The sequence below is a fragment of the Streptomyces roseochromogenus subsp. oscitans DS 12.976 genome, from assembly GCF_000497445.1.
Taxonomy (GTDB): domain Bacteria; phylum Actinomycetota; class Actinomycetes; order Streptomycetales; family Streptomycetaceae; genus Streptomyces; species Streptomyces oscitans.
This window is the reverse complement of sequence record NZ_CM002285.1, coordinates 2,888,121-2,897,884: the sequence shown is the minus strand read 5'-3', so window position 1 is coordinate 2,897,884 and position 9,764 is coordinate 2,888,121. Positions and strand designations below refer to the sequence as shown.

Below are 9,764 nucleotides of genomic sequence, written 5' to 3'. Positions count from 1 at the left end.
CCGGTGTCTTGGCGAGGATCTCGGAGACGGGATAGCGGGATTCGCGGCGTACGGCCATGAAGATGCGTGGCATGACCGGGAAGTGGAAGGCCATGTGGCACTCGTCGCCGCCGGAGGAGTAGTCGCCGAAGTAGTCGACCACGTCCTCCGGCCACTGGTTGGCCTCGGCCAGCAGCACCGTGTCCGGGTACTGGTTGTCGATCTCCTTGCGCACCCGCCTCAGGAACTGGTGGGTCGCGGGCAGGTTCTCGCAGTTGGTGCCCTCCTGCTGGTACAGGTACGGCACGGCGTCGAGCCGGAACCCGTCGATGCCGAGATCCAGCCAGAACCTGAGCGCGGAGATCATCTCCTCCTGCACGGCCGGGTTCTCGTAGTTGAGGTCCGGCTGGTGCGAGAAGAAGCGGTGCCAGTAGTACTGCTTGCGTACGGGGTCGTACGTCCAGTTGGAGGCCTCGGTGTCGACGAAGATGATCCGCGCGCCCTGGAACTGCTTGTCGTCGTCGGCCCAGACGTAGTAGTCCCCGTACGGACCGTCCGGATCCCGCCTCGACTCCTGGAACCACGGGTGCTGGTCGCTGGTGTGGTTCATGACGAAGTCGATGATCACGCGCATGCCGCGCTGGTGGGCGGCGTCCACGAACTCCACGAAGTCGGCGAGGTCACCGAACTCCGGTAGTACGGCGGTGTAGTCGGAGACGTCGTAACCGCCGTCCCTGAGCGGGGACTTGAAGAACGGCGGCAGCCACAGGCAGTCCACGCCGAGCCACTGCAGATAGTCCAGCTTGGCGGTCAGACCCTTCAGGTCGCCGATGCCGTCGCCGTCGCTGTCCTGGAAGGAGCGGACCAGGACCTCGTAGAAGACGGCGCGTTTGAACCACTCCGGGTCCCGGTCCTTGACGGGAGTGTCCTCGAAAGTGTCCGGAACGGGTTCGTTGACGATCATATTGTGGGTGACCCTCCGATCTGCGGGTTGGACGGTCGCAGGACGGTGCTGTGTTCATCCGGGGGGCAACCCCCGGACCCCCGGCCGACGGTAAGCACATGCGCGCCACCGGGCCCAAGTCGCACATAGTTGGCCCTGCCCCAGTAGTAGGTCTCGCCGGTGAGCTCGTCGCGCACCGGCACGGACTCGTGCCATTCCAGGCCGAGTTGCGGCATGTCCAACGAGACCGTGGCTTCCTGGGTGTGGTGGGGGTCGAGGTTGGCGACCACCACAACCGTGTTCGAACCGCTCCGCTTGGAGTAGGCGATCAGCGGTTCCTTGTCGGCGTGGTGGAAGTGCAGATCGCGCAGCTGGCGCAGGGCCGGGTTCTGCCGCCGGATGGTGTTGAGCTTGGTGACGAGCGGTGCGATGGTACGGCCCTCGCGGGCGGCGGCTTCCCAGTCACGCCTTCTGAGCTGGTACTTCTCCGAGTCGAGGTATTCCTCGCTGCCCTCTCGCAGCGGGGTGTTCTCACACAGTTCGTAGCCGCTGTAGATGCCCCAGGCGGGGGAGAGGGTCGCGGCGAGCACGGCACGCACCTCGAAGGCGGGCCGGCCGCCGTGCTGGAGGTAGGCGTGCAGGATGTCCGGGGTGTTGGCGAAGAAGTTCGGCCGCATGTAGGCCGCCGCCTCGCCCGCCAACTCGCTGGCGTAGTCGGTGAGTTCCTGCTTGCTGTTGCGCCAGGTGAAATAGGTGTACGACTGCTGGAAACCGATCTGGGCCAGGGTGTGCATCATCGCCGGGCGGGTGAACGCCTCGGCCAGGAAGATCACGTCCGGGTCCGGGCCGTTGACCTCGGCGATGACCCGCTCCCAGAAGACGACCGGCTTGGTGTGCGGATTGTCGACCCGGAAGATCCGCACCCCGTGACCCATCCAGTGCCGCAGGATGCGTACCGTCTCGGCGACCAGCCCTTCCAGGTCCGCGTCGAAGGCGACCGGATAGATGTCCTGGTACTTCTTCGGCGGGTTCTCGGCGTAGGCGATCGTGCCGTCGGGCCGGTGGTGGAACCACTCGGGGTGCTTGTGCACCCAGGGATGGTCGGGCGAGCACTGCAACGCGAAGTCGAGGGCTACTTCCAGCCCGAGTGCGCGGGCCTCGCCGACGAAGAAGTCGAAGTCCTCGATCGTGCCGAGGCCGGGGTGGACGCTGTCGTGGCCGCCCTCGGGGGAGCCGATCGCCCAGGGCACGCCGACGTCGTCCGGGCCGGCGGTGAGCGTGTTGTTACGGCCCTTGCGGAAGGTCGTGCCGATCGGGTGGACGGGCGGGAGGTAGACCACGTCGAAGCCCATGTCCGCGATGGGCTTCAGCCGGCGCGCGGCCGTACGAAACGTGCCGTGCGGCTGCTCGGCGGTGCCCTCCGAACGCGGGAAGAACTCGTACCAGGAGCCGTACAGGGCGCGTTCACGCTCCACCAGCAGCGGCATCGGATCGGACGCGGTCACCAAATCCCGCAGCGGGTGCCGGGCCAGCAACGCGTCCACCTCCGGGGCCAGTGCCGCCGCGAGGCGCCAGGCGGCCGGACGGTTCTCGTCCCGCAGGGCCGCGACCGCCTCCCGCAGGACCGGCCGTTGCTCCTCGGGCACCCCGGCGGCCGCGCGCTCGTACAGCCGTGCGCCCTCCTCCAGGACCAGCTCGGTGTCCATGCCCGCGGGGATCTTGATGCGCGCGTGGTGCCGCCAGGTGGCTACCGGGTCGGACCATGCCTCCACCGTGTAGGTCCAGCGGCCCGGTTCGCCCGCGGTGACGGTGGCGCCCCAGCGGTCGGTGCCCGGGGAGAGTTCGAGCATCGGGGTCCACGGGCCGGGCCGGCCGGCCGGGTCGCGCAGCACCACGTTGGCCGCGACGGCGTCGTGCCCCTCCCGGAAGACGGTGGCGGACACCTCGAACGACTCACCGGTCACCGCTTTGGCCGGCCTGCGCCCGTGCTGGACCACGGGACGTACGTCGAGGACGGGGATACGGCCGAGGGTGGTCTCCGCCGAGGCGGCGGGCCGGGCGTCGGCGGAGCCGGGCGGACCGGGCACACGGGCGGCGGGCTTCGCGGCTTTCTCGCCCGGTGTCTTCTTTGCCGTTGTCCTCTTCGCCGCTGCCTTCTTTGCCGGCTTTTTCCCGGCCGGCTTCTTCTCTGTCGCTGCTGCCGGTGCCGCTGCCGTGGCCTTGGCGCTTGTCGGAGGTGGTGACGAATGGTGCGTGGCGGGCATGACCGCTCCTGTCCGCGTCAACGTGGGTGTGGGCGGAGGGATGTGGGGAGGTGGGTCCTGCGGAGGTGCTGTGGGACGCCTGTGGGGTGTGTACCGGAGGAGCCTTCCCACCCTCTTCGGGTGGGCAATCCGGAACTTTGTTAACTACTCACGCGTATGTCCATCCGCAAGACCGGCCCCCTTTTTTCCGGGTGCCCGCCGGCCGCCGCTCCACGCCCCGACACCCCCGTCGGGCGCCTCCCCGCCGACGCCCGGGTAACCATTACCGTCGAGGGTGACGAGGAGACGTACGGCGCCGTACGTCTCACCCCGTAACGCGCCCGAGGTGGCATGTGAAGGCGATCCGTCGGTTCACCGTCCGTCCCGTTCTCCCCGAACCCCTCCGGCCGCTGAGCGACCTGGCGCGCAATCTGCGCTGGTCCTGGCACGCGGAAACGCGCGATCTGTTCCAGTCCGTCGACCCCGAGGCCTGGTCCGCCGCCGGGGGCGACCCGGTGCGGATACTGGGCCGGGTGCGGCCGGCCCGGCTGGCCGAGCTGGCCGGGGACCGGCGCTTCCTGCGCCGGCTGACCGCGGTCGCGGACGACCTCGACGACTATCTGACCGGCGACCGCTGGTATCAGACCCAGGCGGACGGTATGCCCGGCGCCGTCGCCTATTTCTCCCCGGAGTTCGGCATCACGGCCGCGCTGCCCCAGTACTCCGGCGGCCTCGGCATCCTGGCAGGGGACCATCTGAAGGCGGCCAGCGATCTCGGCGTACCCCTGATCGGTGTCGGGTTGTTGTACCGGCACGGGTACTTCCGGCAGACGCTGTCCCGGGACGGCTGGCAGCAGGAGCACTATCCGGTGCTCGACCCCAACGAGCTCCCGCTCACCCAGCTGAAGGAGCCCGACGGCGCTCCGGCGCAGGTCGCCCTCGCACTGCCCGGCGGCAGGGCGCTGTACGCCCGGATCTGGCTGGCCCAGGTCGGCCGGGTGCCGCTGCTGCTGCTCGACTCGGACGTGGAGGAGAACGACCTCGGTGAACGCGGGGTGACCGACCGGCTCTACGGCGGCGGCAGCGAGCACCGGCTGCTGCAGGAGATGCTGCTGGGCATAGGAGGAGTGCGGGCCGTACGGACGTACTGCCGGCTCACCCGGCACCCGGAGCCGGAGGTGTTCCACACCAACGAGGGACACGCGGGCTTCCTCGGCCTGGAGCGGATCGCCGAACTGTGCGCCGGCGGGCTGGACTTCGACTCGGCGCTGGAGGCGGTCCGCGGGGGCACGGTCTTCACCACCCACACCCCCGTCCCGGCCGGCATCGACCGCTTCGACCGGGAGCTGGTCGCCCGGCACTTCGGGGCGGACGCCGAGCTGCCCGGCATCGAGGTCGACCGTGTGCTGCGCCTCGGCATGGAGACCTATCCGGGCGGCGAGCCGAATCTGTTCAACATGGCCGTGATGGGACTCAGGCTGGCCCAGCGGGCCAACGGGGTGTCGCTGCTGCACGGGCAGGTCAGCCGGGAGATGTTCGCCGGGCTGTGGCCGGGATTCGATGCCGAGGAGGTGCCGATCACCTCCGTGACCAACGGGGTGCACGCGCCGACCTGGGTGGCGCCGGAAGTCCTGCGCCTGGGCGCCCGGCAGGTCGGCACGGAGCGGGCCGAGGACGCGCTGAGCGTCGGCGGCTCCGAGCGCTGGGACTCGGTCGCGGAGATCGACGACCAGGAGATCTGGGAGCTGCGCCGCACCCTGCGCGAACAGCTGGTGCTGGAGGTGCGCGAGCGGCTGCGCGCGTCGTGGCGGCAACGCGGCGCGGGGAACGCCGAGTTGGGCTGGATCGACGGGGTGCTGGACCCGGACGTCCTGACGATCGGATTCGCGCGCAGGGTCCCGTCGTACAAACGCCTGACGTTGATGCTGCGCGACCGTGACCGCCTGCTGGAACTCCTGCTCCACCCGGACCGCCCGATCCAGATCGTCGTCGCGGGCAAGGCGCACCCGGCGGACGACAGCGGCAAACGCCTGGTCCAGGAGCTGGTCCGCTTCGCCGACGACCCACGCGTCCGCCACCGGATCGTCTTCCTCCCCGACTACGGCATGGGGATGGCGCAGAAGCTCTACCCCGGCTGCGACGTGTGGCTGAACAACCCGCTGAGGCCGTTGGAGGCGTGCGGCACTTCAGGCATGAAGGCGGCCCTGAACGGCTGCCTGAACCTCTCCGTCCTGGACGGCTGGTGGAACGAATGGTTCCAGCCGGACTTCGGCTGGGCCATCCCGACGGCGGACGGGGTGGGCACGGACCCGGACCGCCGGGACGACATCGAGGCGGCCGCGCTGTACGACCTCCTCGAACAGCGGATCACCCCCCGCTTCTACGAGCGCGGCCGGGGCGGCCTGCCCGACCGCTGGATCCAGATGGTCCGCCAGACCCTCACCCTGCTCGGCCCCAAGGTGCTGGCCGGCCGTATGGTCCGCGAGTACGTCGAGCGGCTCTACGTCCCCGCCGCGCGGGCGCACCGCGTGCTGACCCCCGACGCGGCACGTGAACTCGCCGAGTGGAAGACGCGGGTGCGGGTGGCCTGGCCCGGGGTGAGCGTCGACCACGTGGAGACGACGGCGACGACGGCCACGGCGGAGTTGGGCACGACGGTGGGGCTGCGGGTCCGGGTGGGCCTCGGTGAGCTGGCCCCGGACGACGTGGAGGTCCAGGCGGTGTCCGGGCGGGTGGACGCGGAGGACCGCATCACGGACGCCACGGTGGTCCCGCTGAAACCGACCGGCACCCCGGATCTGGAGGGCCGCCTGCTGTACGAGGGCCCCCTGGCCCTGGACCGCACCGGCCCCTACGGCTACACGGTCCGCATCCTCCCGAGCCACCGTCTGCTGGCCTCCAGCGCGGAGTTGGGCCTGGTGGCGGTGCCCCCGGAGGACGGGGTGGCGGGGGCGGGGGTGTTGCTGCGCTGAGTGACCTGGTCGGACGAACAGGGCGCAGGACCCGGCCGGGAGGACGAGGGTTCCGACGGCCGGGTCCCTGTCGTACGGGACCGGACCTGCCCGGCAGCCGGCGGGCAGCGCGATCACGGCGCGGGCGTCAGAGCCAGCCCCGGTGGGCGGCTTTGATGCCCGCTTCGAAGCGGCTGGTGGCGCCGAGGCGTTCCATGATGGAGGCCATGTGGCGTCCGACGGTGCGGCTGGAGATCCCCAGCCGCTGTCCTGCGACGTCGTCGGTGAGGCCGTTGCCGAGGAGGCGCAGGAGTTCGCGCTCGGTATCGGTCAGGCCGGTCTGCGGTTCATCGAGGCGGAGGGCTCCGAGGGGGACGGCAGTGTTCCAGGTCTGTTCGAACAGGTCGATGAGGGCGTTGACGATGCCTGGTTCGGTGACGTGGAGGGCGCCCTTGCGCGTGTTGGCAGGGTCGATGGGGACGATGGCGTGGGCCCGGTCGAAGATGACGAGGCGCTGGGGGAGGACGGGAGCGGTGCGGACCTCGCTGCCCTGGTTGAGGAGCCAGTGAGCGTGGGTGGTGGTGTGGGGGTCGTTGCGGGTGCTGTCCTGGTAGAGGGTCTTCATGGTGACCCCGCGGGCCAGGGGCCCTTCGTCGGCGGCCCTGGCCGCGGCGAGGTCTTCGGGGCGGTGGCTGGCGCCGGGGTGGACTCCGAGGCATTCGTGGGTCATGGCACGGGCCAGTTGTTCGAGGCGGCTCTGGATGGCGTCCATGCCGAGGAGGCGTTCGCCGTGGGTCGCACGGTGTTCGGCCCGTTCGGCGACCATGCGGGTGACGGCGGCGCGGGAGGCGGCCACCTGGGCCTGGCGGGCGGCGAGCTCGGCTTCCTGGCGCGCGAGCATGTCGGCGAGGCCGACCTCGGGGCTGACGGCTCGCATCTGGCCGGGGTACTCGCTGGAGGCGCGGACCAGCATGAGCTGCCCGAGTTCGTCCAGGCAGTCGTGGACTTGCCCGGGGCTCAGATTGCAGTGCCGCGCGAGCTGATCCACTCCGTCCCTGGGCTGGTCGAGCATCGCCTGGTACACCGCTGCGGCGGCGGCTGTCAGCCCGAGGGCCTCCAACACTCTTCCCCCCAATGTCATGTGTCGGCCACCACGGTGATGGCGTGCGTATCGTCGCAGCCTCACTACGAGCACTCAAGATCGCTTACGCGGTCTTTGCCGTGCGGCGAAGCGGGGCCGGATGATCAGCTGCGCCATGTTCCGCATCAGGGACCACCGCCCATGCGAATGGCATGTCCACTACAACATGTCCGGATCCGGACTGGCTGATTGGGGACAGCGGGAAAGCCTTCCGGGACTGTGGATCTGCCGCGAATCTGTTCCTCGCCGGCAGGGAACAGCCCGAACGGCGCCGGACCAAGCGTCAACCGCGGGACGCGAGACCGGAACAGGACACCCGTCGACATCGCCAGAACAGGAAGACCCACCATGCTCCGCACCCGCATTGTCCAGGCCTCCGCGGTCGCCACCCTCGCGCTGGGCACCCTCGTCCTCCTGCCCTTCGCGGCGGTCGCCGCTGCCCCCGCCGCGACCACGACAGCCGACCAGACCACCGCGGCGCCGGTGGCCACCGCCACCCCCGCCAACGTGCAGTGGGGCTGAGCCGGCGCATGGACATCGTCTACGCCAGCCTCCCGCGCCGCCCCGCGGACGACCAGCCCCCGCTGGGCGAGACGGCCGAAGTCCTCGGCGCCTTATGGGCCCACGCGGTCCCCGACGACGGCCTCGAACACGTGACGTGCCGCGCCGAACTCGACCGGGTCGACCTCCTGCTCTTCCTGCTCACCCGCAATTCGCCCGACGCCGCGTCGCGCACCGCGCTCCACCGGGCGGGCTCCCTGCTCACGCGCTGCCACCAGGCCTCGCCCCTGCTGCGCGAGCGCTACCTGGCACCGCAAACGCCCGCCGAGGCACCTGACGGCCCCTCACGCTGACCGCCTTCGCCGTGGCCCGCACCGATACGCGCCCCCGCTTCACCGACGACCGCTGTTCCTGCAGGACAGCCGTCCCCTCGCCCGTGCTGCACCGGACCTGACGGGCCGCCAGTCCGACGAACGCTGCTGCCCCACGCCTCTTGGCGCCACCACATCCCCAGCCTGCCCTCGGCTGCGTCCTTCCGGGCAGCCGAACGCGTCCATCCACAGGAGATCCTGCATGTCCTCGTTCCCCCGCTCCCGCGCGCTCCTCGCCTCAGCCGTCGCCACCGTCGTGGCCCTCGGCGCCGGCGCGGGTGCCTCCTACGCCGCGACGCCCGTCCACCATGCCGCCGCGGCCGTGCACCCGAGCCGGTCCGCCTCCACCGTGGTCGACGGAGTCGCACTGACCGTGCACGGTGAAGACCTGCCGGCGGCGGCCTTCTCGGCGACGCCCGCCGGCACGCTGGTCCAAGCGGCCACGGCCACCTCCAACAAGCCCTTCCGCCAGATCGAGATCACGGCCGTCCCCTACGGGCATGACACCGACGGCTATCAGCAGCTCGGGATCGCGGCCAAGGGCAAGGCCGCGTCGTGGGCCGCACATCTCGCCGCCCTGCGGCGAGCGGCCGGCGGAAAGACCAAGGCCGGGCCGTCCGCCGAGCTCTTCGGCCGACGCGTCCCCGGAGTCGCGACCAGGATCAGCCTGGCAGTCGACGGCACCCACAGGACTCCCGTCGACATGGTGGAGTGGGTGGTCGAGGCGGGGAACCGCATATGGATCGTCCGCGACGAGCGAGCGGCCACCGCAACCCGCTACAGACCCACCCTGTCCGTCACATCCGCCACCACCGCCCGGGCCACCACGATCAAGACGCCGGCCAAGACCCGCGCCGCGGCTCCGGGCCATGCGTCCGGGCAGCTCGCCGGTCATGTCACTGCCGCGACCAGCACCACGTACGGCGTGCCCTCCTTCTGGAGCGGCAACTGCGACGAGGGGGACTACCCCAACAACTTCCAGCTGGGCAACGTCACCTACGAGGGCATTCCCGCCTGCGGCCCCACCCACGCCGACCGCAACGGAGGCTCCGAACCGACCGAGAGCATCGGCGGCTGGGGCGAGTACCAGTTCGAGTGCGTCGAACTCCCCATGCGCTACATGTACCAGGCGGGATATGTCTCCAGCGCCTACAGCGCCAACGGCAACGAGGTCGTCGGCAACTACCCCGGCAGCAAGCTGGTCGCCGAGACCAACGGCACCGCCGGTGTCTCCCCGCAGCCCGGTGACGTGGTCAGCATGAACTTCTCCGACACCTACGGCCACACCGCCATCGTGACCGGCAACCACGTCGACTCCAACGGCAACGGGTACATCGACATTCTGCAGCAGAACTGGGACGACTCCGGCACCGGCACCATGAGTGTCAACAACTGGGTGGTCTCCTCGGAGAACAACTGGGGCAGCGGCGTCAGCTGGCTGCACGACCCCTCCTCGGGCTCCACCACCCCGCCCCCGGTCACTCTGACGCACTCGGTCATGGCCGACCTGAACGGCGACGGCAAGCCCGACCTCGTCGGCATCGACAGCAACGACATCATGTGGATGTATCCGGGCACCGGCGTCGCGGGGAAGTTCGGTGCCCGCGTGCAGCTGTACGGAGGCGACACCTGGCA

8 protein-coding genes are annotated in these 9,764 nt (G+C 70.2%); 5 read left to right on the top strand and 3 right to left on the bottom strand.

Annotated elements, in window-relative coordinates; all coding sequences use genetic code 11:
• A partial coding sequence (locus M878_RS99805) for an alpha-amylase family glycosyl hydrolase (RefSeq protein WP_023546665.1) occupies positions 1 to 943 on the bottom strand: 943 nt, incomplete at its 3' end.
• Complete coding sequence (locus tag M878_RS62295; protein WP_031224807.1) at positions 940 to 3,186, bottom strand: alpha-1,4-glucan--maltose-1-phosphate maltosyltransferase; 2,247 nt, start codon at positions 3,184 to 3,186, stop codon at positions 940 to 942. The genes M878_RS99805 and M878_RS62295, both read right to left, overlap by 4 nt.
• Before the next feature lie 156 nt (positions 3,187 to 3,342).
• On the opposite strand from M878_RS62295, the gene M878_RS97470 reads away from it, so the two are divergent.
• Positions 3,343 to 3,501 (top strand): hypothetical protein, encoded by a 159-nt coding sequence (locus tag M878_RS97470; protein WP_158692686.1) that lies wholly within the window; start codon positions 3,343 to 3,345, stop codon positions 3,499 to 3,501.
• Between the two features lie 17 nt (positions 3,502 to 3,518).
• Entirely contained in the window at positions 3,519 to 6,137 is a 2,619-nt protein-coding gene (gene glgP / locus M878_RS62290) for an alpha-glucan family phosphorylase (RefSeq protein ID WP_023546663.1), read from the top strand.
• Positions 6,138 to 6,264: 127 nt separating this feature from the next.
• Here glgP and M878_RS62285 read toward each other — a convergent pair whose 3' ends face one another.
• Entirely contained in the window at positions 6,265 to 7,257 is a 993-nt protein-coding gene (locus tag M878_RS62285) for a helix-turn-helix transcriptional regulator (protein ID WP_245238086.1), read from the bottom strand.
• Between the two features lie 348 nt (positions 7,258 to 7,605).
• On the opposite strand from M878_RS62285, the gene M878_RS97465 reads away from it, so the two are divergent.
• The 3 genes from M878_RS97465 to M878_RS47720 form a co-directional block, all read left to right on the top strand.
• A complete protein-coding gene (locus tag M878_RS97465; protein ID WP_023546661.1) occupies positions 7,606 to 7,779 on the top strand; it encodes a hypothetical protein in 174 nt (57 codons plus the stop codon).
• An 8-nt stretch (positions 7,780 to 7,787) separates the two neighbouring features.
• Positions 7,788 to 8,111, top strand: coding sequence for a hypothetical protein (locus tag M878_RS62280; RefSeq protein WP_023546660.1), 324 nt, complete (start codon positions 7,788 to 7,790; stop codon positions 8,109 to 8,111).
• A 220-nt stretch (positions 8,112 to 8,331) separates the two neighbouring features.
• Positions 8,332 to 9,764 (top strand): CHAP domain-containing protein (locus M878_RS47720; RefSeq protein ID WP_031224805.1); only part of this gene is annotated, 1,433 nt, incomplete at its 3' end.